At 38.1% G+C, this 25,801-nt stretch carries 23 protein-coding genes and 1 tRNA gene; 20 read left to right on the top strand and 4 right to left on the bottom strand.

Annotated elements, in window-relative coordinates:
- The first annotated feature begins 64 nt into the window (after positions 1-64).
- Complete coding sequence (locus FLK20_RS03655; RefSeq protein ID WP_152655201.1) at positions 65-322, top strand: HPr family phosphocarrier protein; 258 nt, start codon at positions 65-67, stop codon at positions 320-322.
- 153 nt (positions 323-475) lie between these two features.
- Here the strand turns inward: FLK20_RS03655 and FLK20_RS03650 are convergent.
- Positions 476-551 (bottom strand) — tRNA-Arg (locus FLK20_RS03650).
- Positions 552-822: 271 nt separating this feature from the next.
- Here FLK20_RS03650 and clpP point away from each other — a divergent pair.
- From clpP to FLK20_RS03620, 6 genes are all read left to right on the top strand, one after another.
- Complete coding sequence (gene clpP / locus FLK20_RS03645) at positions 823-1,407, top strand: ATP-dependent Clp endopeptidase proteolytic subunit ClpP (protein WP_152655200.1); 585 nt, start codon at positions 823-825, stop codon at positions 1,405-1,407.
- A gap of 735 nt (positions 1,408-2,142) precedes the next feature.
- The gene (locus tag FLK20_RS03640) at positions 2,143-2,712 is read left to right on the top strand and encodes a glycerol-3-phosphate responsive antiterminator (RefSeq protein ID WP_152655199.1); all 570 of its coding nucleotides are present in this window, start codon (positions 2,143-2,145) and stop codon (positions 2,710-2,712) included.
- 332 nt (positions 2,713-3,044) lie between these two features.
- Complete coding sequence (locus tag FLK20_RS03635; RefSeq protein ID WP_152655198.1) at positions 3,045-4,085, top strand: ABC transporter substrate-binding protein; 1,041 nt, start codon at positions 3,045-3,047, stop codon at positions 4,083-4,085.
- 12 nt (positions 4,086-4,097) lie between these two features.
- Positions 4,098-5,219 (top strand): ABC transporter ATP-binding protein, encoded by a 1,122-nt coding sequence (locus FLK20_RS03630; protein WP_152655197.1) that lies wholly within the window; start codon positions 4,098-4,100, stop codon positions 5,217-5,219.
- A complete protein-coding gene (locus tag FLK20_RS03625) occupies positions 5,216-6,928 on the top strand; it encodes an ABC transporter permease (RefSeq protein WP_152655196.1) in 1,713 nt (570 codons plus the stop codon). Before FLK20_RS03630 ends, FLK20_RS03625 begins: the two co-directional genes overlap by 4 nt.
- A gap of 302 nt (positions 6,929-7,230) precedes the next feature.
- On the top strand, positions 7,231-8,025 hold the full coding sequence (locus FLK20_RS03620) for an HAD-IIA family hydrolase (RefSeq protein WP_152655195.1): 795 nt from the start codon (positions 7,231-7,233) through the stop codon (positions 8,023-8,025).
- Positions 8,026-8,109: 84 nt separating this feature from the next.
- Here FLK20_RS03620 and FLK20_RS03615 read toward each other — a convergent pair whose 3' ends face one another.
- The 3 genes from FLK20_RS03615 to FLK20_RS03605 all read right to left on the bottom strand — a co-directional run bounded on the left by FLK20_RS03615 (position 8,110) and on the right by FLK20_RS03605 (position 9,715).
- Positions 8,110-8,655 carry a shikimate kinase gene (locus FLK20_RS03615; RefSeq protein WP_152655194.1) on the bottom strand — a complete coding sequence of 182 codons (546 nt, stop codon included), beginning with the start codon at positions 8,653-8,655 and terminating at the stop codon, positions 8,110-8,112.
- A 34-nt stretch (positions 8,656-8,689) separates the two neighbouring features.
- Entirely contained in the window at positions 8,690-9,079 is a 390-nt protein-coding gene (locus FLK20_RS03610; RefSeq protein ID WP_152655193.1) for an RNase H family protein, read from the bottom strand.
- Between the two features lie 141 nt (positions 9,080-9,220).
- Positions 9,221-9,715 (bottom strand): FixH family protein, encoded by a 495-nt coding sequence (locus FLK20_RS03605; protein WP_152655192.1) that lies wholly within the window; start codon positions 9,713-9,715, stop codon positions 9,221-9,223.
- A 306-nt stretch (positions 9,716-10,021) separates the two neighbouring features.
- Between FLK20_RS03605 and FLK20_RS03600 the strand changes: the two genes are divergently transcribed.
- The 13 genes from FLK20_RS03600 to FLK20_RS03540 all read left to right on the top strand — a co-directional run bounded on the left by FLK20_RS03600 (position 10,022) and on the right by FLK20_RS03540 (position 25,517).
- A complete protein-coding gene (locus FLK20_RS03600) occupies positions 10,022-10,906 on the top strand; it encodes a fumarylacetoacetate hydrolase family protein (protein WP_152655191.1) in 885 nt (294 codons plus the stop codon).
- Positions 10,907-10,984: 78 nt separating this feature from the next.
- Complete coding sequence (rpoN, locus tag FLK20_RS03595) at positions 10,985-12,280, top strand: RNA polymerase factor sigma-54 (RefSeq protein WP_152655190.1); 1,296 nt, start codon at positions 10,985-10,987, stop codon at positions 12,278-12,280.
- The gene (locus tag FLK20_RS03590; RefSeq protein ID WP_152655189.1) at positions 12,264-12,500 is read left to right on the top strand and encodes a glutaredoxin family protein; all 237 of its coding nucleotides are present in this window, start codon (positions 12,264-12,266) and stop codon (positions 12,498-12,500) included. Before rpoN ends, FLK20_RS03590 begins: the two co-directional genes overlap by 17 nt.
- 534 nt (positions 12,501-13,034) lie before the next feature.
- Complete coding sequence (locus FLK20_RS03585; protein ID WP_152655188.1) at positions 13,035-14,054, top strand: sugar-binding transcriptional regulator; 1,020 nt, start codon at positions 13,035-13,037, stop codon at positions 14,052-14,054.
- Positions 14,055-14,108: 54 nt separating this feature from the next.
- Positions 14,109-15,116: a type I glyceraldehyde-3-phosphate dehydrogenase gene (gap, locus tag FLK20_RS03580; protein WP_152655187.1), complete on the top strand. Its 1,008-nt coding sequence runs from the start codon at positions 14,109-14,111 to the stop codon at positions 15,114-15,116.
- Positions 15,117-15,274: 158 nt separating this feature from the next.
- Positions 15,275-16,456 (top strand): phosphoglycerate kinase, encoded by a 1,182-nt coding sequence (locus FLK20_RS03575; RefSeq protein ID WP_152655186.1) that lies wholly within the window; start codon positions 15,275-15,277, stop codon positions 16,454-16,456.
- 24 nt (positions 16,457-16,480) lie between these two features.
- Positions 16,481-17,236: a triose-phosphate isomerase gene (gene tpiA / locus FLK20_RS03570; protein ID WP_152655185.1), complete on the top strand. Its 756-nt coding sequence runs from the start codon at positions 16,481-16,483 to the stop codon at positions 17,234-17,236.
- On the top strand, positions 17,233-18,771 hold the full coding sequence (gpmI, locus tag FLK20_RS03565) for a 2,3-bisphosphoglycerate-independent phosphoglycerate mutase (protein ID WP_152655184.1): 1,539 nt from the start codon (positions 17,233-17,235) through the stop codon (positions 18,769-18,771). The genes tpiA and gpmI overlap by 4 nt, the downstream gene beginning before the upstream one ends.
- Positions 18,772-18,812: 41 nt before the next feature.
- Positions 18,813-20,102, top strand: coding sequence for a phosphopyruvate hydratase (gene eno / locus FLK20_RS03560; RefSeq protein ID WP_152655183.1), 1,290 nt, complete (start codon positions 18,813-18,815; stop codon positions 20,100-20,102).
- A 362-nt stretch (positions 20,103-20,464) separates the two neighbouring features.
- Entirely contained in the window at positions 20,465-21,079 is a 615-nt protein-coding gene (locus FLK20_RS03555; RefSeq protein ID WP_152655182.1) for a YesL family protein, read from the top strand.
- 26 nt (positions 21,080-21,105) lie between these two features.
- A complete protein-coding gene (locus FLK20_RS22080; protein ID WP_152655181.1) occupies positions 21,106-23,355 on the top strand; it encodes an AraC family transcriptional regulator in 2,250 nt (749 codons plus the stop codon).
- 208 nt (positions 23,356-23,563) lie between these two features.
- Positions 23,564-23,791 (top strand): hypothetical protein, encoded by a 228-nt coding sequence (locus FLK20_RS03545; protein ID WP_152655180.1) that lies wholly within the window; start codon positions 23,564-23,566, stop codon positions 23,789-23,791.
- Between the two features lie 115 nt (positions 23,792-23,906).
- Positions 23,907-25,517: an extracellular solute-binding protein gene (locus FLK20_RS03540; RefSeq protein ID WP_152655179.1), complete on the top strand. Its 1,611-nt coding sequence runs from the start codon at positions 23,907-23,909 to the stop codon at positions 25,515-25,517.
- The last annotated feature ends 284 nt before the right edge of the window (positions 25,518-25,801 follow it).

Genomic DNA, 25,801 nt, shown 5'->3' with positions numbered 1-25,801 from the left:
CGCAGAGTTTTCTCTGCTTTCCAAAAAATGGAGGCGTTTGCTTAAAGACAGGAGAGTGAATTTGTTGGTTGAGAAGACGGTGAAAATTGAATTGGATTCAGGGCTGCAAGCGAGACCGGCTGCCTATTTTGTACAAGAAGCCAATCGATTTGATTCACACATATTTTTAGAGAATGATCATAAAAAAGTGAATGCAAAAAGTATTATGGGATTAATGAGTCTGGCATTGACAAAAGGAGAGGAAATAAAGCTTATTATCGAGGGAGAAGATGAAGAAGAGGCAATGGAGTATTTAACAAGCCTTGTACGTGAAAAAGTTTAATCGAATCCAGGAAGCAAGTGTTGATTCATATGATAAATGAGCAGACAATATTAAACCTCATCTTTATCAATAAAAAAGTCTCTTTTAAGAGCGGATAAACGTTACGCAAACTTAAGAGAGACTTTTTTATCTGTAATTCAATTTTTAGAATAGCGCGCCCAGAGGGATTCGAACCCCCGGCAAACCTGGTACCGGAAACCAGTGCTCTATCCAGCTGAGCTATGGGCGCAAGTTATTTTATTAAAAACACAATCTTTATTATACATACGAAATCGCGTGGAGACAAGTGTTTTTTCTATAATTCAGCTGAAAAGTTCTTCTACACTCCTTTTAATTCATTCCATTCCTTATGTTTAGCAGGCATAAAATCGGGAAAAATGGTTAAAGTAGAATTTTGGTGAAACTTTTTGTTTGACCTTTATTGACCAATGAGCTATCATATTAACTATAGCAATGAAATCAACAGCCATTTCAACTGGCAACTTAAGGAGGATTTTTAAATGAATTTAGTACCTACAGTTATTGAACAAACAAACCGTGGTGAACGCGCATATGATATTTACTCTCGTTTATTAAAAGACAGGATTATTTTACTGGGGAGCGGCATTGATGATAATGTGGCCAACTCTATTGTAGCACAGCTTTTATTCTTAGAAGCAGAAGATCCAGGAAAAGACATCTCTTTATATATTAATTCTCCTGGTGGTTCTATCACAGCTGGGATGGCCATTTTCGATACAATGAACTTTATTAAGTCAGATGTATCTACTATTTGTATTGGTATGGCAGCTTCTATGGGAGCTTTCCTGCTCAACGCTGGTGAGAAAGGGAAACGTTTTGCATTGCCAAACAGTGAAATTATGATTCATCAGCCTTTAGGTGGTACGCAAGGTCAGGCAACAGATATCGAGATTCATGCTAAAAGAATTATTGATATTAAAAAGCGGATGAACCGTATTATGTCTGAAAATACTGGTCAGCCAATCGATGTCATCGAACGCGATACAGAACGCGATAACTTTATGAGTGCGGAACAATCGAAAGAATATGGTTTAATAGACGATATTTTTGAGCGTAAACAATAAATAGATAAAGCAGAAAAACAGGCTAAGGTTTGAATCCCCAGGCCTGTTTTTTTATTCTATCTTGTAGTGAAAGGCTATTCGAACTTCTGCCCCGTTTTGTTCTAATGTATCCCAGTCGTACTCATTATAAGAAAGCCGGGATCTGCCATATGCTGTTTAAAGATACTTGATCAGCTTGAAAGACAACCGTTTCCGTTTATCTATTTTCCATTTCAAATATCACTTTAATTACTTCTGTGTCATGGAAATCATTATGGAATTTCTCTGTCGTTCTTGATAAGGCTGCCTGAAAGTTGTCATTATCTACTAAATGAGCTTTCCTAATATAAATTTGAAATATCTTTCAAATACAGGAAAATTAACCGTTTATTCGTTCCTACATGGTAGGGTTTATGGTAAAATGAACGTAAGGAAAAATTTCAAAATAATATATAATACAAAAATTATGAATTTATCCCACATTCTACTGGTCTTAGACATCTTTGACGGGAAATTATTGTTTTACATCCTTCATAAACATTTTGCAGAATAAAATCATACTTCCTTTCTGCAGATGAAAAAGGCGTTCCCCAAAAACGGACGTGTCATTTTACAGTTGTTTCTCCATAGAATGTTATCTTTCCCCACTCTAATGTACAAACCTCACTGTCTAAAAGCTGTTTTAAGACTTAAAGCTATCTTTTAAGATAAATGAATAAGAATCTATTGTTGGGAGATAATTCAAGGAGGATATGAATGGAAAAAATAGTTAATATTGTAGAAACACAAATTATTGCTTCTGTGAAGTCACCTGAGCACCTGGAGCTGGCTGCTGCTTCTAATACAAATGTTGTATTTTTATTAACGGGAGATTTGCTCACAACATCTGATTATTTGGAGGTGCTTAAAAAAGCAGGAAAACAAACCTTCTTACATATAGATTTTATTGAGGGGCTTTCTAATTCCAAAAATGCATTAAAGTATATTGCAAAAGTCTGGAAGCCTAAAGGGATTATCACGACACGAAACAGCCTGATTAAATATGCAAAAGAAGAAGGATTAATGACTGTTCAAAGAATATTTTTAATTGATAAGAATGCGATGAAAAAAGGGATTGAGATGGCTGATCAATTCCAGCCTGATGCTATTGAAATACTTCCGGGACTTATGCCAAGTGTGATTGATGAATTAACAAGAAAGACAAAGCTTCCAATTATAGCCGGAGGGTTAATCAGTAAAGAGAAGGAAATTCTGGAAGGCTTGCAGGCAGGAGCTTTAGCTATATCAGCGAGCGACCCTGAATTATGGAATATTGATATAGATTAATTTCAAAGCTCTATGGATGCTATACCTATAGAGCTTTTAGATGAATATATTACATGAATCCATTTTTATTTAAGACTACTCTTATCTTGCTCCAAATCTCTGTTGGGCTAAGGGGATTTGAACGTACTTTTAATAAAGTTCACAAAATTGTAATTTTTTCTTTACAATTATGAAAGCGTTTGCTATAATTATGTCAATAATTAAATAACTCTATATAGAAATAGGAGAAGATAGAGTTGGATAATTACCTTTCTTTAGAAAGGTATGTCCAATTTCGTATCTTCTCCTATTTTTTTGGGGTTATTGTAAACAAACAAAGGAGGAGAAAGAATATGAAAGGTAAAAAAGGGCAGTTAGTTATAGCGGGATTGTTTATCGTTTTTATAAGTTTGCTTGCAGCATGTGCTGAAGATGATGAGGGCGGAGATGGCGGTTCTGGCGGCGGATCGGTTACGCTTTATTCCCCTGAAACACCTGATTTAACAAATGAATTAGCGGCTAAATTTCAGGAAATTCATGGAATACCGGTAAACGTAGATTATGCGGGGACAAACGTACTTGTAAACCAGATGATTGCTGAACAGGGGAATCCTCAAGCAGATGTCTGGTATGGAGGTGGGGGAATCCTGCCTTTTGAAGCAGCTATAGAAAGGGATATTATTACCCAATATATTCCCGAAGCGGCAGAGGATTGGGAAGTAACGGAAAATGGAATTAAGATGAAACACCATGACGGGTATTATGTAGGAACAGAAATTTTTGTATTAGGTTTTGCATATAATACGGAGCTTGTTTCTGAAGAAGAGGCTCCAAAAACATGGGAAGATTTATTAGATCCTAAATGGGAAGATAAAATCCAATTTCCAAACCCGGCAGCTTCAGGGACATCAACACTGATGGTGTTAAGCTATATGATGCAGCATGGCGAGGAAGCAGGATGGGAGTATTTTCAGCAGTTGACGGATTACGCAAATTCTATCCCTGATTCAGGTTCAAGCCCGACAACTGGAGTAGCCATGGGAGAAGCAGAAATAGCAATTGGATTTGATTTTATGGCATATGAGTTAAAAGAGAATGGTGAAGCTGTTGACTTTATCATCCCAGACGAAACACCTGTATTGGTTAATCCTGCAGCTTTAGTGAAAGATGGTCCAAATCCGGAAGGCGGACAATTATTTATGGACTTTATGTTAAGTGATGAGGCACAAGAAATATTAGCTTCTTGGAATCACATACCGATTAATCCGGAAATTGAGTCGCAAACACCAATTTCTTTAGAAACGATCCAGGAGCATGCAATCGATTTAGATATTGATTGGGTAAATGAGAACTATGACCGAATTAGAAATGAGTGGAATGAAAAAATACAGTAAAGGAATGGTTTTATGGGGTCTGTGGTTGTAAAGCAGCTTACGAAGAATTTCTCTGGGGTTGATGTATTAAAAAATATTGAATTGGATATTCATGAGGGTGAGTTCTTTGCCCTCCTGGGTCCTTCAGGATGTGGAAAAACAACGACAATGCGGTGCATAGCTGGATTTGAAGCACCGAGCAGCGGTGAAATAAGAATTGGTGAAAAGCTTGTAAATGATATTTCACCTCACCGGAGAAATTGTGGCATGGTATTCCAGAGTTATGCATTGTTTCCGCATATGAATGTTTTTGATAATATTGCGTACAGCTTAAATATTAAACATTTAAGAGACAGTAATATGTTTAAAAAACTGGGTGTTTATATACGAATGCTTAATAGTAAACTAATCAAATATCCAAAAGAGATAGAAGAAAAGGTAAATAGTATTTTAGAGTATGTGGAGCTGAAGGAGCATGCCAGGAAATTGACTGGGGAGCTTTCAGGAGGGCAACAGCAGAGGGTTGCATTAGCAAGAGCTCTCGTGATGGAGCCACAGGTTCTCTTAATGGATGAGCCTTTATCAAATTTGGATCAGAAGCTGCGGCATTCGATGAGAAATACAATTAGGAGGATTCAACAGGAACTAAAAATTACAACTATTTTTGTTACCCATGATCAGGAGGAAGCGATGAGCATGGCAGATCGTGTCGCCGTTATGAACGGCGGGGAGATACTGCAAATCGGGACACCGACAGATTTATATAGTAATCCCAAAACACCCTTTATCGCAGACTTTGTTGGTACTTCTAACATACTTTCTGGAAAGGTGACCAAAAAAGCAAATAATTTGACCTGCGTACAGGTAGGGGATTACGAAATCCAGTCTGCCATGGAGGTAGAGCAGGAAGATGTACAGCTTGTAATTAGACCTGAAAATCTAATTGTAAAAGATAAAAGTGAAAGCACCATCGATAATTATTTTAATGGGATAGTTGAAGTAGCGACTTACCTGGGATCAACGGTAAGATATGATGTTCGGGCTGGGGATCATAACCTGCTGGTAGATACTGTATTTGAATCAGGAGATAAGATTTTTGAAAAGGACTCTGAAATCAAAGTTGTTGTAGATCCTGAAAGGGTTTTGCTGTTATGAAAAAAATAAAAGAAAATTTTAGCGGTCTTGGGGTTTTAAAAATACTTGTTTATGCTTTTTTCTTATTATTCCTGGTCATACCCTTACTATCTATCTTCTTAGTGAGCTTTACAGATGAGCCTATCAATATATTTGGTTCATTCATTAGTTTAGATACGCTGCAGACAACTATCAATCAATTTAAGAATGCTACATTAGATAATTTTACAGCTATTTTTCAAAATACAACTTACTTTGCTTCGTTGAAAAATAGTTTGTACTTGGCAATAACTGTATCATTAATTGTGATGGTCATTTGTATTCCGATTGCCTATGGAATTGCAAGAACAAAAATGCCTTTTAAGAAGACGATTAGCGCTTTATGTACTATTCCATTAGTGATACCGACATTTATTTCTGGTTACTCTTTTATTATTATGTTCGGCCGCTCAGGATGGGCTACACAAATTTACCAATATTTTGGGGGAGAAGGCTTTTTAATTGATCCATATTCTATGACAGGTATAGCTATTGTACAAATATTTTTCTTTTTCCCTTATGCATTGTGGCCTATGGTAGCAGCATTTAAAGTGAGTGACATCTCATTAGAAGAGGCATCGAGAAATATGGGAGCAAAAAGCTGGCTTACTTTTTCAACCGTTACGATGCCATTAGTCATACCAGGAATGCTGTCCACAGCGCTAGTTATTTTTGCTGTGAGCTTCTCAGATTTTGGAACACCAATTATTTTAGCACCTACTGATTTAAACTTAATTGTTGTAGAAGCTTATAGAGAAATTTCCGGGTTTTTTAACTGGGGCGGCGCAGCGATTCTAACTGTTGTCATGATTGCTATTGCCGGGCTTGCGTACTGGCTGCAAAATTATTTTACGAAAAACATGAATTATGGCTCTGTTTCAGGAAAACCAAAACAAGTCAGGCAGAATGATAATAAAATATTGACCATTCCATTGTTTGTTTTTTCGGCCTTTGTAATTATTGTTCCAGTATTGTCATTGACAACTGTATTTTTACAATCGATTGCAACCACCTGGGGAAGAGGACTGCTGCCAAACGGATACACGTTAGGTCACTATCAAACCATCTTTACATCTTCTTTGGGGAATATTCAAAACAGTATTGTCCTGGCATTAGGTGCTTTAGTAATTAGTGTTGTTGTGTCAGCAGCAGTAGCATACTTCGTTGTAAGACATAAATCAACTGCCTTGGATTTCGTGACGACCGTGCCGTTGATTGTTCCGGGAATTGCTGTTGGTATTGCATTAATTCAGACATTTAATACAGCGCCATTACAGCTTACCGGGACAGCATTTATTTTAATTGTTGCTTATGCCATGCGGAGATTGCCTTATATGGTCCGCTCTACAATGAGTACGATGAAATCCATTAAAGCAGATATTGAAGAAGCGGCGATTAACTTAGGAGCTTCCACCTTCACCGCCTTATTGACGGTTGTAGGACCTTTAATGCTGCCTGGGATAGCGGCAGGATCTATACTTGTTTTTGTAACTGTTATTAAAGAAACAAGTATATCGATTCTAATGGCTCCTGCAAGCTGGGCTCCAATGAGCTTGGCAATTTTCCAAAATGTAATGCGGGCGGAATACTATTCTGCAGCAGCCATGTCAATTGTACTCGTTGTTATTGTAGTTATCTTTCAGCTGATTGCTGAAAAGCTTACCAATCGAAGTGAGAAGAAAATGAAGTGAAGCATCAGGTTCAAAGTTTTGATTCCTAGAGTCAAAGCTTTGAATCTAAGAGAATAAAAAGCTATATAAGAGTAAGGCAGGTTGAAGAGAGAAGAGCAGCATTGTTTTAAATAAAAGGAATAAGAAAGCTTATATTTGACTGAATATTCAGATTATAATTAGGGCGATTGTAGAAAAACAAGCATTGCCCCCGCAAAAATGTATTTCCAGAAGTTAATGCTTTATTTTTATTTTAATGATAAATAAGAATAATTTTATAGATTTTGCCAGGAACTATATAAAACATTGAGGAGGATATCAGGGTGAAGCGAGGATATATTTTTGATTTAGACGGTACCATTTATTTAGGGGAAAAAATCATTGAAGGAGCGGGTGAAACAATAAAGGCGCTTCGTGATAGAGGAGATAAAGTCATTTTCCTGACAAATAAATCCATTGAAACAACAGATGCTTATGTAAATAAATTAAATAAATTGGGCGTAGAGACAGCACCAAAAGACGTTATAAACTCCAATTTATTAACAGCCAGATATTTAAAGGCTAAATTAGCTTTTAAAGGAAAAGTAATGGTTATTGGTGAAGCTCCCTTGATGAATGAAATAAAAGAACAGGGTTTGGAAGTATCTGATAATCCAGAGGAAGTAAACTATGTTGTATTAGGCTGGGATCGCAAATTTACCTATGATAAATTAAATATTGCGTTTCAGGCATGGAGAAATGGAGCAAAGGTAGTAGCTACCAATCCAGATCGTACTTGTCCAATGCATGGAGGGCAAATACCGGACTGTGGGGCGATGATTGGAGCAATGGAGGGAGCAACAGGTGAAAAAGTAGACATTATCCTTGGAAAGCCTTCTTTATTAGCAGCTAAATTCATTGTAGAAGACATTCTAAAGCTGCCGTCAGAAAGATGCTTTATGGTGGGGGACAGATTAGAAACAGATGTGAAGATGGGAAATGATTATGGCATGAACTCTATTCTGGTCCTTACAGGAATAACAGATAAAAATATGGTAGAAAAAACACCATTTAAACCTCATTACACATTAAATAGCGTCAAAGATATATTAACGATGAAAATAGATACAGTCGTTTAAAAGTGCAAACCTGTAATAGGAATAAAAGCATATCTATTCGGGCTGAGTTATTTTATGCCTGAATAGATATGCCTTTTCCGTTTTTTAATCTGCATAAAGCTCCCACGCCAGCTTTAAAGAGTCTACAATATAATCGGCTACTTCCTCTACTTGCTGATTATCCGTTAAGACGCGGGAATGATGCTGTCCATAGATTGGCTGGCGGTCATCAAAAAGCTGTTTGATTTCCTCCATATTTTTTCCTTGCAAAACAGGGCGGCTGTCCATCAGTAAACTAATCCGATCCTTCCAGCTGTCCCAAGATAAGTCGAGGAAGAAAATCGTTGTAGTGGCAAGACAAATATCTCGAACTTCTTTTTGGAGGAAAGCACCGCCGCCTAAAGAAATTACCTTTAATCGCTTATGACATATTTCAGAGATAATTTCTTTTTCATACCGACGGAAGGTTGCTTCTCCATATTGTGCAAAAATTTCTTTTGGAGGCATCTGAAATCTGCGTTCAATTTCTTCATCAATATCGATAAAATCACGATATAGCTTTTGGGCAACAACCTGACCAATCGTTGTTTTTCCTACGCCCATAAAACCGATTAATACAATGCTCTGTTCCCTCAATGGTATTTTATTCATTTTGTTTTCCCCCTCATCATCCTGCGCACGGCCTTCATTGCTGATAGATTGCTGCTCTTGCCAGTTGATCTGCTTTACTGTTTTTTCTTTCAGGTATCCATTTGATAAATAAAAATGGAAAGGCTGCTGCTTCAGCCTGGATGATTTCAAGTAAAGGAAGAAATTGTCTGTTTTTTGTTCGTCCTTTATCAACCACCTCTGCTGCAACTTTTGAATCTGTTCGAAAAGACAAGATTTGTCCAGGAAAGCTTGTCTTGCAAATTTTTAGTGCCTCTATAATTGCGTGAAATTCAGCTTCATGATTTGACATATACGGCAAGGGGACAGCGTATTCCAGCTTCTGTTCTCCAAACTTTATATAAATGCCGGCACCGCTTTTCTCTGTATTCACGTTTGTGGCTCCATCGGTATAAATCTGAATCAAAGCATATCCCCCCGCTCGCATTTCCGCTGCTACGATCTATAGTATAACGAATTTTAAAAGGATGTTCAAAAAGTCCAACAAAAATGACACAGCGAATTTTAAATTAAAAAGAAATGCAGCAATTGTGCTTTCAGGCTGTTTTTATTCATCTTCATGATCATGCTCATCATGGCCGGGTTCATGATGCTCGTGATCCATTTCATCGTGGGCATCCTCTTCCGATGGCTCTGCATCACCCGCAATAACAGTTTCCAGCGGCATGATATGCTGTTCTCTGGCTGTTGTGTGAGCATACATTTCATATACAGCTTCTTCTTCAAATGTAAAGCTTGCCGTATATGTGCCATCCTTCTGGTGAATGCCTTCTAATTCAACACTGTTATCTGCGTCACCCTGGGTCCAAACTTCAAATAAGACCTCATGCGCATCTTCTACTGGTTCATTTTCAAAGCTGACATGTGCTGTTAAATCAATCGTTTCTCCAACCTCAACATGCTCGGGAACATCAAAATCTACTTCCAAAACAGATAACTCTGGTAAATCGTCATCATCCTCTGTTGTATCTGCTTCATTATTTGAACACGCAGCTAAAGCGGTCATCAGAACGATAAGGATAAAGAATAATTTTTTCTTCATTATGTATAATTCTCCCTTCCTGTTATGTTTTCCTGACACCTAGTATAGCATGACTAATCAAAAGAAAGGTTGAAGAAAATATGACATATCTGTTTCCTTCTTATGATATGTGAGTTCAAAAAGGTACCGAATTGGATTTTGAAGATCAAGGCGACGGTTGTTTTACGGATGGACTTTCGTGTGTTGTGATGACTTCTGGTGTCCACACGACGTGGGCGTTCTTAGTAGAAGTTCCTTTTTCCCGCCGCTTATTATTTGGTGACTTTTTGAACATCCTCTATAATGAAGGGAAAAGGAGGAATAGAGATGAAATTAGTAGCTTATCAAAAGGGTAAAAATGAAAATGATCGTGTCGGTGTGTTAATAGATTCAGAACGGCTTGCAGATGTTGAGGACTTATCGCAGCAATTTGGAGAAAAAGTCCTTCCAGCAAATCCGTCTGATTTTTATGAAGATGCAGCGCACCATATAGAAGTCTTACAGCAAGTTCTTCAAAAATCATCTGGCTATGAAACTCTTTCGCTTCAGGATGTACGTTTAGGGATGCCGCTTGGCAAAGCTAAAAAAGTAATTTGTGTTGGCATAAATTATCAGGAGCATATTCATGAGATGAAATCACAAGTTCCTGATTTCCCTGTTTTATTTGCCAAATTTGATAATGCCATTATTGGACCAGAGGATGATATTTACTATCCTTCAATTACTGAAAAATTAGATTATGAAGTAGAATTAACGGTTGTCATCGGCAAAACAGCTTCTAAAGTCAAAAAAGAGGATGCTTTTGACTATATTGCAGGCTATACACTTGCCAATGATACATCAGCTCGTGATTTGCAAAAACGCACACCGCAATGGCTGCAAGGAAAATCGCTGGATCATACGACACCAGTAGGGCCGTGGGTCGTCACCAAAGAAGAGGTGGAGAATCCGCATGAGCTAAATATTTGTTCTTATGTGAATGGGGAAGTACGCCAATCTTCAAATACAGAGCATCTTATCTTTGATATTCCTTTCTTAGTTAACTTTATTTCTGAAATCATGACACTGGAACCGGGAGATATCATTTTAACCGGAACGCCAGATGGGGTTGGCTTTGCTATGAACCCATCCGGACTGCTTCAGGATGGAGATCGTGTGAAATTAGAAATTGAAGGAATTGGAGTAATGGAGAATCAGGTGAAGAAGGTATAATATCGATATAGAGAAAATGTAAAATGACAACGGCTTCAAAGTATAAAGGTGCCTATGGAAACATATGGGGGTTAAAGCATGCAGCAAAGTTTAATGTTAAAGCAGGCATTATCCTGGAAGATGAACCAATCTCTTCACCAATCGATTGAGATTCTGCAGCTCTCAGGTATGGAGTTATATGATTATGTGCAGAAAATTGCGGAGGAGAACCCTTTAATTGAGGATATCCGTCCCATCGATCAACAGGTACTTACACAATTTCATGGAGAGACTAACGCATTTGAAAATATCAATGCCTCGAAAAAAAATATGTACGAGCAGCTAAAAGAGAATGTGTATATGCTGTCTATTCCAGAGGAGCATCTAAAAAAAGCGGTTCTTTTCGGGATTGATTCTTTAAATGAGAATGGCTATCTGGATATGACACTGGAGGATTGGGCAGCAAATTGTCAGCTGTCAATGGAAGAAACGGAACAGGCACTTTCCTATTTACAGGCTCTGGATCCGCCGGGGATTGGAGCCAGGCATTTACAGGAGTGTATCTATTTGCAGCTGAAGGAAATGGATTGTGACTATCCTTTTTTAGAGGATCTTTTTGAAAATAATTTAATCCTGATTGCCGAAGAGGATGTGTCAGGCTTAGCGGGGCAGTATGCAATTACAGAAGACCAAGCCAATAGGCTGATGACAAATATCAAGCTTTGTCATCCAAACCCGGGTAAATTATTGGAGGAAGAAGAGACGGAGTATATTATTCCGGAAGCGTCTGTTTTTAAGGAAGATGAGGAGTGGCATTTATCCTTTTTTAACTGGTCAAGTCCAACCATTCAAATTCGGGACGATATCTTACAGGCAGATATGCCGAAAGAAGGGGCCGATTTTTTAAAGGAGAAGAAAAAAGAGGTGGAAATACTGGAGCAGGCGATCCAATATCGTGGAAAAACCTTAGAACAGGTTTTGCGTATCATTGTTCATAAACAAGTCCCCTTTTTTGAGGAAGGAATTACTGCAATCGAGCCTTTAACCCTTCAGGATATTGCAGATGTATTAGGGCTGCATGTCTCTACAATTAGCCGGGCCATCAGCCATAAATACATACAGACGGATTTTGGTATACTCCGGGTCAAGTATTTATTACAGCGTGAAACTCGTAAAGGAGAGGGTGTCGCCCGTGTGGTGGTGAAGCAGCATGTGCATCAAATTATAAAGGATGAAGATAAGGCACGCCCTCTTTCTGATGAAAAAATCCGCCGGAAGCTGGAGGAGCTGTATCAGGTCCATGTAGCAAGGAGAACAGTGATGAAATATCGGGAGGAATTGGGTATTTCATCCTCCTCCAAACGTAAAAGGAGTGCGAATGGAAACAGTGATTAGATTTTATACGAAAAAAAATTGTCCCCTATGTGAAGAAGCAAAAGAGTTATTGGAACTGCTAAATACAGACCATATTCCAGTAGAGGAAATAGATATTTATCAATCGGATACTTTACTGGAAAAGTATCAATTAATTATCCCGGTAATCGCTTATAAAGAAAATGAAGTATACGGAAATGAAATAAACACAGAAAAGATCAGCGGGCTTCTGGCTCAATAAAGAGAAAGGCATTCTTTATTTAACGATCCATTCGTTTTAGAGAATGTTTTTTTATTGCCTGGAAGGAGTTAATCAGGATAAATCTCGGGATTGTATTTGTCCCGATAAAGAAACACAACGGAACAAAGCAGCTTTCTTTGTAGAAGCAGTGTAATTATTTTATGTACTATTCATGTATCTGGTGTTTAAGTTCATATGTAATGGGAATAGTTAAATGGTATGCATTTTTAAACAATGGGAAACGATGATATGTTAGAGAGGTTTTTCGGTGGGACGGGTAATAATCATAATTCCTTGCCCAGTTCTAGAGGGCGATTCAACGCGGCTGTAATTAGTTGGATAATCGTAATAAGTACAGCTTGGTTAAGTTGTGCTAAGCTTCTCATCCTTTAAGATGAAAAGATGGATGGCAGATATGTGTTTTTAAGAGTTTTTATTTGCTTTTGATAAGAGGTATGTTATAATACAATTGAATCGGGACGTAAAACAACCACATGGGACGTTTTTAATCCCGTATGGAGGAGAATGGTTAAAATGGAATCCATCATGGCCCTACAGAGAAAAATTGTACCCGAATTGGTGAGTTTAATGCAGGAGAGGTACACATTATTACAGCACGTACATTTACATCAGCCAATTGGCAGACGGGCATTGGCAGAAAGTACAAATTTAACAGAGAGGCATGTTCGTGGAGAAATTGATTTTTTACATGGACAAGGATTGGTCGAAGTTACCTCGAAAGGTATGTTTATTACAAACGAGGGAAAAGTAGTTCTAGACCAGTTGGCTGCTTTGATTGGAGATTTGTCCCGGCTGGAAAATCTGGAAGATCAGTTAAAGCGTGCTTTATCGATTGATAATGTTATTGTAGTGCCTGGTGATAGTGATTATAATCCTCAAATTAAAACGGAGATGGGAAAAGCCTGTGTGACCTATATGCAATCTGTCCTCCAAAAAAACAATACGGTTGCTGTGACAGGCGGAAGCACGATTGCCGCTGTAGCTGATGCAATGAAGCCATTGCCAGACGGATTTGATGTATTATTTGTCCCGGCAAGAGGAGGCATTGGGGAAAAAGTAGAGAATCAGGCATCACGTATTGTGTCAGAGATGGCAAGAAGGTCCAATAGTCAGTATAGAATGCTTTATGTACCAGATCCAATTAGTGATTCCACATACGAGCTTATTATTCAGGAACCACATGTCATTGATGCACTGGCTGTTATTAAAGCATCTGACATTGTTTTGCATGGAATTGGTGATGCATTACGTATGGCGGAACGAAGAAAGTCTTCCCAGAAAGTATTAGATTTATTAAAATCGGAAAATGCCGTTTCAGAAGCCTTTGGTTATTATTTTAATGTCGATGGCGATATTGTTTATAAAGTCAAAACAGTAGGATTGCAGCTGGAGGATATGAATGAATCAAAGCATATTATTACCGTTGCCGGGGGCGCATCAAAGGGACAGGCGATTTATTCTTTCTTTAAACAAGGGAAGAGCAATATGTTAATCACCGATCAAGGTGCTGCAGAGAAGATATTAAGAGGATAACCTCTTTATATAAATAAAAATAAAAAATGAAGAAATTCTTAGGAGGAATTTAATATGACTGTAAAAGTTGGTATTAATGGCTTTGGAAGAATTGGACGCAACGTATTTCGTCAATCTTTAAAAAATGATCAAGTGGAAATTGTGGCAATCAATGATTTAACCGATGCTAACATGCTTGCACACTTATTGAAATATGATTCTGTTCACGGAAAACTGGAAGAAGAAATCAGCGTAAATGGTTCTAATCTGGTAGTTGACGGAAAAGAAATTACAGTACTTTCTGAACGTGACCCGGCAAACCTTGGATGGGGAGATCTTGGTGTAGAAATCGTTATCGAATCTACTGGTATCTTCACAAAGAAAGAAGATGCTGACAAGCACATTCAAGCTGGAGCGAAAAAAGTAATCATCTCTGCACCGGCTAATGGGGAAGATTTAACTATCGTTATGGGTGTTAACGATGATAAATACGACCCAGCTCAGCACAATGTTGTATCTAACGCTTCTTGTACAACAAACTGCTTAGCGCCATTTGCGAAAGTATTACATGATAACTTTGGTATCAAGCGTGGATTAATGACTACCATTCACTCTTATACAAACGATCAGCAAATCCTTGATTTACCGCATAAAGACTATCGTCGTGCACGTGCAGCTGCTCAAAATATCATCCCTACTTCAACTGGGGCTGCTAAAGCAGTTGGACTGGTATTACCAGAGCTTAACGGTAAATTAAACGGTAACGCAGTACGTGTTCCAACTCCAGACGGTTCATTAACGGACTTAGTTGCTGAGCTTGATAAAGAAGTAACCGTTGAAGATGTTAACAATGCAATGAAAGAAGCTGCACAAGGACCGCTTAAAGGAATCCTTGAATATACAGAAGATCCAATCGTTTCTTCTGATATCGTAGGAAACAGCCATTCTTCTATTTTCGATGCTCTATCTACTATCGTCATGGAAGGTAACATGGTAAAAGTTGTTTCCTGGTACGATAACGAAATGGGCTATTCTACTCGTTGCGTAGACTTAGCTGTATTCATGGCTGAAAAAGGACTATAAGAAATGAACCGTTCGTTGTAAGGCAAGCCTCTCCGGACGAAATCAATAGAGGAGGGAGCAATTCCTCCTCTATTTTTTTATAGGCTAGAATTAGTAGTAAAGCAAGATAAAATGGTATAATAACAAGAGTTGCATATACCAAACTAGGAGGGATTCCGTTGAACAAAAAAACCATTGCTGATTTACAAGTAGAAGGTAAACGTGTATTTTGCCGGGTAGATTTTAACGTGCCTTTAAAAGACGGTGAAATTACGGACGATACACGTATTCGTGCTGCATTGCCGACAATCCGTGAGTTAACGGATAAAGGAGCAAAACTTATCTTAGCGAGTCACCTGGGGCGTCCTAAAGGAACCGTTGTCGAGGAGCTTCGCTTAGATCCGGTAGCAAAACGTTTGAGCGATTTATTAAATAAAGAAGTTATCAAAACGGATGAAGTCTACGGTGAAGAAGTGGATAAAGCCATCGGCCAATTAAACGATGGTGATGTTTTATTAATCGAAAATGTTCGATTTGAAGCTGGTGAAGAGAAGAATGATCCAGAGCTGGTTGATGCATTTGCGAAAATGGCTGATGTTTATGTGAATGATGCCTTTGGAGCAGCACATCGTGCACATGCTTCCACAACGGGCGTTGCTACAAAACTTCCAGCTGCAGCAGGGCTGTTAATGGAAAAAGAAATCGAAGTTCTTGGGAAAGCCTTGGAAGATCCGGCTCGTCCATTTACAGCAATTATCGGCGGAGCAAAAGTAAAAGATAAAATTAATGTGATTGATAATCTACTCGACAAAGTTGATAATCTGATTATCGGCGGCGGATTAGCTTATACATTTATTAAAGCACAGGGGCATGAGATTGGTAAATCTCTATTAGAAGCAGACAAAATGGATTTAGCGAAAGAGTTTATGCAAAAAGCTGAAGACAAGGGAGTTAATTTTGTTTTACCGGTTGATGCCGTTGTTGCAGATGATTTCTCAGAAGATGCGAATACGAAAATTGTCGATATCGATCAAATTCCTGCAGATTGGGAAGCTTTAGATATTGGAACGAAAACTCGCGAGAAATACGCTTCTATTATAAAAGATTCTAAATTAGTTATTTGGAATGGACCAATGGGTGTATTTGAATTAAATGCATTTGCCGGCGGGACAAAAGCAGTTGCTGATGCTGTAGCTGAAACAGAAGGATTCTCTGTTATCGGCGGAGGAGACTCTGCAGCAGCAGTGGAAAAATTCGGTCTGGCAAGCGAAATGGACCATGTATCTACAGGTGGAGGAGCTTCCTTAGAATTTATGGAAGGTAAGGTTCTGCCCGGAGTAGATGCATTAAATGATAAATAATTAAAGAATGGATGAGGTGAGCGCATGCGGAAAGTAGTTATTGCGGGAAACTGGAAAATGAATAAAACATTGGCAGAAGCATCTGAATTTATGGATGCCGTTATTCCAAAAGCTCCAGGCGGGAATACAGAAGCAATTGTTTGTGCACCTTTCGTACATTTACCTGCTCTTGTGGAAAAAGCAAAAGGTTCCAATGTAAAAGTTGCAGCTCAAAACATGCACTTTGAAGAATCAGGTGCTTATACCGGGGAAGTGAGCCCGGTCATGTTAACAGATGTTGGAGTTACACATGTTGTTATCGGACACTCTGAGCGCCGTGAGTTTTTTGCAGAAACAGATGAAACGGTCAATCAAAAAACAAAAGCAGCCTTTGCATATGGCTTAACTCCAATTGTTTGTGTAGGTGAAACGCTAGAACAGCGTGAAGCAAATGAAACAATGGATGTTGTCGGCAATCAGGTGAAAAAAGCATTGGCGGGTTTATCTGATGAGCAAGTAGCACAAACGATTGTGGCGTATGAACCAATTTGGGCAATTGGGACAGGTAAAACAGCTTCCAGTGAAGATGCCAATGAAGTGTGTGCAAAAACACGTGAAGTGATTGCAGAAATTACTTCTAAAGATGTAGCTGACCAGGTTATTATCCAATATGGCGGCAGTGTAAAGCCGGCTAATATTGATGAACTTCTTGCTCAATCGGATATTGATGGAGCACTTGTCGGCGGCGCAAGCCTAGAACCGGAATCCTTTGTTCAATTAGTGGAGGCAGGTACAAAATGAGTCAAGATAAACTAGCTGCATTAATTATTCTGGATGGTTTTGCTATCCGTGATGAAATTAAAGGAAATGCAGTCAAACAAGCAAACACACCCAATTTTGACCGCTATTGGAATGCCTATGCGCATAATCAGCTGACAGCGTCCGGAAATGCTGTCGGTTTACCAGAAGGGCAAATGGGGAATTCTGAAGTTGGCCACTTAAATATTGGAGCTGGCCGCATTGTTTACCAAAGCTTGACACGAGTTAATTTATCAATTGAGGAAGGCGACTTTTTCGAGGTAGAAGAGCTGGTGAATGCTGTCAAACATGCCAAAGAAAAAGGAAAAGCACTGCACCTGTTTGGTCTTTTATCTGACGGTGGTGTACACAGTCATATCAATCACCTGTTTGCTTTATTAGAACTGGCAAAGAGCCATGAATTAAAAGAAGTATATGTACATGCTTTTCTCGATGGCCGCGATGTTGGTCCGCAAACTGCCGGGGAATACCTTAAGCAGACAGAGGATAAAATGAAAGAGCTCGGCGTAGGTAAAATTGCAACTGTATCTGGCCGTTACTATTCCATGGACCGCGATAAGCGCTGGGATCGTGTGAAAAAAGCATATGATGCCATGGTTTACGGTGAGGGACCTTCCTACCATAGTGCTGCTGAAGTAATAGAAGACAGCTACAAAAACGAAATCTATGATGAGTTTGTGATTCCATCTGTTATTACAGATGAAAATGATAAACCTGTTGCAACGATCCAGGACGAAGATGCCATTATCTTCTATAATTTCCGTCCTGACCGAGCTATTCAAGTCTCCAGAACGTTTGCGAATGATGATTTCAGAGATTTTGACCGTGGAGAGAAAGCTCCAAAAAATCTTGAATTCGTTATGATGACAAACTTCAGTGAAACAGTGAATGGACATGTTGCATACAAACCAGTTAATCTGGATAATACCATTGGCGAGGTTTTGGCACAGAATAACCTGAACCAATTACGTATTGCAGAAACAGAAAAATATCCACATGTTACCTTCTTTATGAGTGGTGGACGTGAAAAAGAATTTGAAGGTGAAAAACGTATTCTTATCGATTCACCGAAAGTAGCGACCTATGACCTGAAACCGGAAATGAGTGCTTATGAAGTAACGGACGCGTTATTAAAAGAGCTTGATTCCGGAGAGCAGAATGCGATTATTTTAAACTTTGCCAACCCGGATATGGTTGGTCATTCAGGAATGCTGCAGCCGACAATCGATGCGATTGAGGCAGTGGATGAGTGCTTAGGGAAAATCGTTGATAAAATTACGGAATTAGGTGGACATGCTATTATTACAGCTGACCACGGGAACTCAGATGAGGTTGTCACTTTAGAAGATAAGCCGATGACTGCTCATACAACAAACCCGGTTCCTGTTATCGTAACAAAAGAAGGAATCACGCTGCGGGATGGCGGTATTCTCGCTGATTTGGCACCAACTTTATTAGATTTACTTGATGTGGAGAAGCCGGAAGAAATGACTGGTTCATCTTTGATTAAAAAATAAAATTTATGTTCAAAAGAACATCCATAAAAGGAGAGAAATTTATGCCATACATTACTGACGTATATGCAAGAGAAGTATTAGACTCAAGAGGTAATCCGACTGTTGAGGTAGAAATTTTCACAGAATCCGGAGCTTTTGGCTCTGCAATTGTACCAAGCGGTGCTTCTACAGGTGAATATGAAGCTGTAGAATTACGTGATGGTGACAAAGCCCGTTATTTAGGAAAAGGTGTTGAAAAAGCAGTAGAAAACGTAAATGAAATCATCGCTCCTGAATTAATTGGTTTAGATGTGACTCGTCAAAATATCATTGACGCATTAATGATTGATTTAGATGGTACTGAAAACAAAGGAAAATTAGGTGCTAATGCTATCTTAGGCGTATCGATGGCAGCAGCCCGTGCGGCAGCAAACCATTTAGAAGTACCTTTATATAACTATCTTGGCGGGTTCAATGCAAAAACTCTTCCAACACCAATGATGAACATCTTAAACGGTGGAGAGCATGCAGATAACAACGTCGATATTCAAGAATTTATGATTATGCCTGTAGGCGCAGACTCTTTTAAAGAAGCATTGCGCACAGGTGCTGAAATCTTCCATTCCTTGAAAAAAGTACTAGGCTCCAAAGGCTACAATACTGCTGTTGGGGATGAAGGCGGATTTGCTCCAAACCTTGGTTCCAATGAAGAAGCTCTTCAAACGATTGTAGAAGCAATTGAAGCTGCCGGTTACAAGCCTGGCGAGGAAGTGAAGCTTGCGATGGACGTAGCTGCTTCTGAAATCTACAGCGATGGTAAATACAACCTTAAGGGAGAAGGCGTTGTACGTACTTCTGAAGAAATGGTTGACTGGTATGAAGAAATGATTTCTAAATATCCAATCATCTCAATTGAAGATGGTCTGGATGAAAACGACTGGGAAGGTTTCAAAATCTTAACAGACCGTCTTGGTGATAAAGTGCAGCTGGTTGGTGATGACCTGTTTGTTACAAATACTGCTAAACTTTCTCAAGGGATTGAACAGGGGATTGGTAACTCCATCCTGATCAAAGTTAACCAAATCGGTACACTTACAGAAACATTTGAAGCAATCGAAATGGCAAAACGTGCAGGCTACACAGCTGTTATCTCTCACCGCTCTGGTGAAACAGAAGATACAACAATTGCTGATATTGCAGTTGCTACAAACGCTGGTCAAATCAAAACAGGTGCACCGTCACGTACAGACCGCGTTGCAAAATACAACCAGTTACTTCGCATTGAGGATGAATTAGCTGGTATGGGTGAGTATGGCGGATTAACTGCTTTCTATAACCTGGCTGATAAATAAGATATAAGAAAAATGGAGAACCCTCTGTATATGATGATTTATTCATCGAAGACAGAGGGTTTTTGCATGTTAAGAAAAACTAAATTATCATGAAAATCTTGAAAGTAGTGAAAATTTTTAAGTGCTAAGTGTAATTTACAGACCTGGAAAAGATGATGAATTACAAAAAAATGTATATTGAGAGGGGAAAAGTATATTGAATGGTCCCCAAATTTGAGCCTACCAAAAGATAGGTAAATATGATATGTTTGTTATACAGAGCAGGCAAGGTATAATAAATATTATTTGATAAATATGAAGATTCCTAAGAATATAATAATTGAATGGTGTGGAGAAAGGTAATATGAAATGGGAGGGGAAATATGTCAGTATTAAGCGGTTTCATTAAGGTTTTTTATGATTTTGGAAATTGGTTAGCTAAAATGATCTATTTACAGATACTTTGGCTTATATTTACTATATTCGGGCTTGGGCTTTTCGGGATTATTCCGGCAACTGCAGCAGTGACTACAGTTATAAGTAAATGGTTCCAGGAAGGATACGATGTACCTATTTTTCAGGTTTTTCTTAATACTTATAAAGAGCAATTTTTAAGATCAAATGGGCTTGGAATTGTACTTTTAGTTGTGGGCATCTTTATATATGTGGATTTGAACATCTCTAAACAATTAATTCAATCTGCGTTTATCCATTCTTTATTATTACTTATAAGCCTGTTATATATCGTGGTCCTATTATATTTCTTTCCTGTATTTGTCCGTTATAAATTAAAATACTTCCAATATTTTAAACAATCTTTTTTTATTGCACTTGCCCGGCCTTTTGAGACAATTGCCATGCTGCTATGTATCTTACTGCTGTATTATTTATTTATATATCTTCCAGTACTGACTTTTTTTGCGGGAGCATCATTGACTATTTTTCCTATTACATGGTTTGCTCATAGAGCTTTTATTCAACTGGAAGAAAAAAGTTGAATTGAATATAAAAGGGGGATGGGGAGTTGTCTAAATTTAAATGGTTAAAATCCCGCTTGTTATACAAATATATTGTCTCCTATCTATTAATATTTCTTATTCCATTTTCCGTTTTAAGCTTTATCGTATACAAAAATTCCGTTTCCAGTCTGCGTGAAGAAATTGAACAGGCCAATATCAGTAAACTGGAGCAGGTTAAGCAAATAACGGATGAAAGAATGAAAGAATTGGAAACGCTTGCAGCGAGAATATCCTATGATCCTCGTCTGACTCCCTATATGATAAGTGATGATTATTACGGCGGTGAAGCAATCGATGAGCTAAAAAAATATAAAGCAAACAGTTCTATTATAGAAGAATTATTTGTTTATTATCATTCAAAAGATATTTTATATTCTACCAATGGTTCTTACCCGCTTAACGTACTTTTAGAAAGAAAATACCAGTTTGAGGATTGGGAAAAAGAACAATTTATCGAAGAATTACATACGAATTTGCCAATCATCAAATCTGCCGAGAATATCATTACCAGCGAAGGAAATAAGGAACGTGTTGTCGCTTATTTGTTTCCAATTGCACCAAATAATCCGACACCGTATGGAACAGTAATGTTTTTTATTAAGGAATCCATGATGAATGATCAGATGGAAACCATTCTGGGTGATTTTGAAGGAAATGCATATATTTTAAATGAAAATAATGAAGAAGTTGCAGCTGCAATACACAATGAAGATATTGCACAATCAGAATGGGATAAAGCTGCTGGAAATAAGCAGGGGATCAATAATTTAAAAATTGACGGGATTGAGTATTCACGTGCAATAGTTAAATCAGATGACAGTGATTGGACATTTGTAACGATTATGAATACAGAACAGTTTTTTGAAAGGCTGCAGCATACAAAGCAATTAATCCTTTTAATTATTACAGTGATTTTTGTGCTGGGCATTGTACTCGCTGTTTATTTGGGCAGAAATCAGTACAAGCCGATAAAAAAATTGTTTGAGCTGACAAATGATGGCCGTAATAATGAGAATAAAAATGAATTGGAAACCATTCAGTACCGTATTTCACACATTTATCACGATTACCAGATGATTAACGAAACGGTTGATTTACAACAGCCTTTTGCAAGAGAACAATTGCTGGTCCGCTTGTTGAGGGGAGACATAAGTGATGAGAAAGAAATAGAGAAGATGCTGGATACATTGCATATCCCAATGAAAGCTGAAGCTTACTTTGTTGCTATAATCTTTTTTGAGGAAAAAAACGTTAAAGCAAATGAGGTAGAAGCAAGAGAGAAGATATTAAAGAAATTTTCGGAGCTTACGCTGACAAATGCTGTTGGGCAGGCTGTCAATTTACTTTATAATGACACATTTGCCTTGATTATCGGCCTGAAGCAAAGACAAGGGAATGCTTGGAAAGAAAGGGAGCAGGTAATTAAAGAAGTACAGTATTATATGAAAGAGATGCTTTCCTCAGAGCCTGCAATTAGTGTGGGAGGAATTTACGACGAAAAAAAATCAATAAATCGTTCCTACATTGAAGCACTGGCAGTGATGGATTATAAATTTATGTATCCAGCTGGAAGTGTCATTAACTTTGAAGATATCAGCATGGAACAGGAGCAGGTCTTCGGTTACCCCAGAGAAGAACAAATAAAACTGGTACAGAGTTTAAAACAGGGCGATGTAGCTGTAGCACAGGAAACATTAACTGATATCTTTTCGCTGCATAAAAAGAAAAGGCTTCCTCTGCACGCTGTTAAACTGATTTATTATGACATTATTAATACAGCTATTAAAACAATATCAGATCTTGGACTCAAGAATCACATACAAAATATTGATAAACTTGCAGAATTTAGTTCGGTTGAACAGCTGCACAAGGACTTGCTGACAATGATTCAGGAGGTCTGCAAGGAAGTCGCAAAAGATAAAGAGAGTCATAATGATCAGTTAAGAAAAGATATTCTTAACTATATACAGCTCCATTTTGATCAGTATGACCTGTCTCTCGGAAAAATTGCAGTTGAATTCCAACTATCAGCATCTTATGTGAGCCGTTTTATTAAAGATCAGACTGGTGTGAATTTTTCTGAATATGTACAAGAGTTAAGAATGAATTATGTTAAACAGCAGCTGGTAAAAAGCAATGATTCCATCAAACAGATTGTTTTAAATGTCGGTTATAAAGATGTTGCTAATTTTACCAGGAAATTCAAAAAGATTGTTGGTATCACACCTGGTCAATATCGCAGGTTTAACCGGTAGCATAATGAGGAGATCCACGGGGATCTCCTCATTTTTGTAATAATCAGCATAGCTGAACAAATTTTACATATCACATAAAGCATAAAATCTTTGCAGGCAAGTGATTTATAATAACAGGGACAATTCATATGTAAACATACATATTGTAAACGTTTTCATTAAATAATAGTATGTAAACAATTACAAAAAAGAGGAGGGTCTATAAGCATTGCAGATTGCCATACCTGAAGTAAGTATAGAAAGGGAGGAACAAAAAGAAATAAATACAATGGAAGTAGATTTGGAGTCATATGTGGAACAGATGGAAGCAAAATTTATCAACGGTGTAGAACCAATTTCCAATGGGGATAAATATGCAGAAACAAGAAAGGGAATGGGCATTGACAGATATATTGAAGTTTATCAGAAGGCCTATGACAACTGGGAGAGTAACTGATGTTCTTCTTTAAGAGAAGTAGGAGAAAGTCTATTGTAATGCTATCTCAAAGATTGCTGGACTTGCTGCATGGCTTCAAATAAAGAAGATAAAACTACTATATTGGGGGATTAAAATGAGAAGGATTTGGAAATTATTTATAGCTGCTATTTTATTTATGCTTGTATTGACAGCATGTGCTTCAACGGATCAGGAGGATGATGAAGAAAAGAAAAAAATGGAACAGGCTGCAAGTGTAGACGTAAATAAAGAAGGTTTTCCTATCGTCGATGAAGAGATAGAGTTGAACCTGATGGCGCCAGGTGCCGGGATGGAGGAGTGGGGCAATATGGAAACATTAATTGCCTATTCCGATATGACGAATATCAAATTTAAGTACACCACCCCTCCAATAAATGATTTTCAAACAAAACTCAATTTAGCTTTTGCAAGTGGAGACATGGGAGATATTATTTATGCTGCAGGCTCTGATAATTTAACTCCGGCGATGGAAGTTGATTATGGGGAGCAAGGGTTATTAATTCCTTTAGAAGATCTGATTGAAGAATATGCGCCGAATATACAAAAAATGCTGGAGGAAAATCCGGATGTAAAAAGATCTATCACTACTGTAGACGGACATATTTATTCCTTACCGAGAGTGTCTGCCGGTCCAACCTCCATCTGGTACAAAGGACCGATCTGGTATAACGGAAAATGGCTGGAAGAACTAAATGTAAAAGAATTACCCGAAACAACAGATGAATTTTATGAACTGCTGGTCCGTTTTAGAGATGAAGATCCCAATGGAAACGGGGAAGCGGATGAGATTCCAATGATCGATGTGAATATGGATAGTACACGTCTTTGGATGTTAGGAGCGTTCGGGATGAAGGAATGGGGGATTGAGGAAAAGAACGGAAAAGTTCGATATACTCCAATTACAGAGGAGTATAAAGCATATTTAACGTATATGAATAAGCTTTACAATGAAAAATTATTGGACCCGGAGACATTTTCACAAGCAGATGAACAAAAGAAGGCAAAAGGACAGAATAATAGGGTAGGAGCTTTTCCGGATTACTTTTCATTTTTCACCACTGGAGAAGAAGAGAATGAATCGATGAACAACCCGATGTTCAAGCCCTTGACAAGTCCTGTTTCAGAAGAACCAATTGTTCCGAGAAGTCCTGCCATTCAGCGGGGAACCTTCTCTATAACAAATAAAAACCCTAATCCGGAAGCATCGATCAGATGGATTGATTATTTTTATTCACAGGAAGGCTATGAATTTTTAAATATGGGGCCTGAAGGAGAACTTTGGGAATGGGAAGGGAAAAACAGAAAATTGCTCGATGTTCCTCAAGGCTATGATTCCAGGGAAGATTACCGGGCCACTATTTCTCCTGATTATGGAATCCCGACGCCAACAATGAGCGGTCCAATCCGCGGACTGGAAGAATCGGATTTTGATAAATTTATTGCAGCGGAAACAAAAGAGAAAATAGAACCCTATGCAGAAGTGCCTTTTCCTTTAGTCTATTTGGCAACGGGCGAGCAAAAGAAGGTTAATACGATTGAAGTAGATTTGAAATCCTATGTCCAGCAAATGGAGGCGAAGTTTATTACGGGCGTAGAACCATTATCTAATTGGGATAATTATGTAGAGACGATTGAAAAAATGAATGTAGAAGAGTATGTTGATATCTATCAGCAAGCTTACGATCGCTGGAAGGAAAGTGATTAATAGAAAACCAGGATTAGTGGTGTGCAAAGTTATTGAAGAATGACTTTGCACACCATCTTTTTTGTCTCAGCCTTATATTTCAAAAAGTGTCACACAGATTTTGCTTATACACTGTTATTGCAGTGTTTATCAGGGTTGCGTCGTATTTGACATAGCTGAACAAATTTAACATATCTTAAATATTTAAGTTTATTGGTGTACGAGTGATAAAGCGATTCTCACAGAATGGGGCGACAATTTTTAACCAAATATACATATTGAACCTATATTCTGAAAAATTTAGA

The sequence above is a fragment of the Oceanobacillus sp. CFH 90083 genome (assembly GCF_009389585.1).
Classification (GTDB): domain Bacteria; phylum Bacillota; class Bacilli; order Bacillales; family Amphibacillaceae; genus Oceanobacillus.
This window is presented reverse-complemented; position numbering and strand designations above follow the sequence as displayed.

What these genes read in the sequence shown, in the direction of transcription:
- FLK20_RS03600 (WP_152655191.1), top strand. Translation starts at nt 10,022, where the DNA reads ATGAAATTAGTAGCTTATCAAAAGGGTAAAAATGAAAATGATCGTGTC.
- FLK20_RS03585 (WP_152655188.1), top strand. Translation starts at nt 13,035, where the DNA reads ATGGAATCCATCATGGCCCTACAGAGAAAAATTGTACCCGAATTGGTG.
- FLK20_RS03615 (WP_152655194.1), bottom strand. Translation starts at nt 8,655, where the DNA reads ATGAATAAAATACCATTGAGGGAACAGAGCATTGTATTAATCGGTTTT.
- FLK20_RS03540 (WP_152655179.1), top strand. Translation starts at nt 23,907, where the DNA reads ATGAGAAGGATTTGGAAATTATTTATAGCTGCTATTTTATTTATGCTT.
- gpmI (WP_152655184.1), top strand. Translation starts at nt 17,233, where the DNA reads ATGAGTCAAGATAAACTAGCTGCATTAATTATTCTGGATGGTTTTGCT.
- FLK20_RS03625 (WP_152655196.1), top strand. Translation starts at nt 5,216, where the DNA reads ATGAAAAAAATAAAAGAAAATTTTAGCGGTCTTGGGGTTTTAAAAATA.
- gap (WP_152655187.1), top strand. Translation starts at nt 14,109, where the DNA reads ATGACTGTAAAAGTTGGTATTAATGGCTTTGGAAGAATTGGACGCAAC.
- FLK20_RS03630 (WP_152655197.1), top strand. Translation starts at nt 4,098, where the DNA reads ATGGGGTCTGTGGTTGTAAAGCAGCTTACGAAGAATTTCTCTGGGGTT.
- FLK20_RS03635 (WP_152655198.1), top strand. Translation starts at nt 3,045, where the DNA reads ATGAAAGGTAAAAAAGGGCAGTTAGTTATAGCGGGATTGTTTATCGTT.
- clpP (WP_152655200.1), top strand. Translation starts at nt 823, where the DNA reads ATGAATTTAGTACCTACAGTTATTGAACAAACAAACCGTGGTGAACGC.
- rpoN (WP_152655190.1), top strand. Translation starts at nt 10,985, where the DNA reads ATGCAGCAAAGTTTAATGTTAAAGCAGGCATTATCCTGGAAGATGAAC.
- tpiA (WP_152655185.1), top strand. Translation starts at nt 16,481, where the DNA reads ATGCGGAAAGTAGTTATTGCGGGAAACTGGAAAATGAATAAAACATTG.
- FLK20_RS03605 (WP_152655192.1), bottom strand. Translation starts at nt 9,715, where the DNA reads ATGAAGAAAAAATTATTCTTTATCCTTATCGTTCTGATGACCGCTTTA.
- FLK20_RS03640 (WP_152655199.1), top strand. Translation starts at nt 2,143, where the DNA reads ATGGAAAAAATAGTTAATATTGTAGAAACACAAATTATTGCTTCTGTG.
- FLK20_RS03590 (WP_152655189.1), top strand. Translation starts at nt 12,264, where the DNA reads ATGGAAACAGTGATTAGATTTTATACGAAAAAAAATTGTCCCCTATGT.
- eno (WP_152655183.1), top strand. Translation starts at nt 18,813, where the DNA reads ATGCCATACATTACTGACGTATATGCAAGAGAAGTATTAGACTCAAGA.
- FLK20_RS03555 (WP_152655182.1), top strand. Translation starts at nt 20,465, where the DNA reads ATGTCAGTATTAAGCGGTTTCATTAAGGTTTTTTATGATTTTGGAAAT.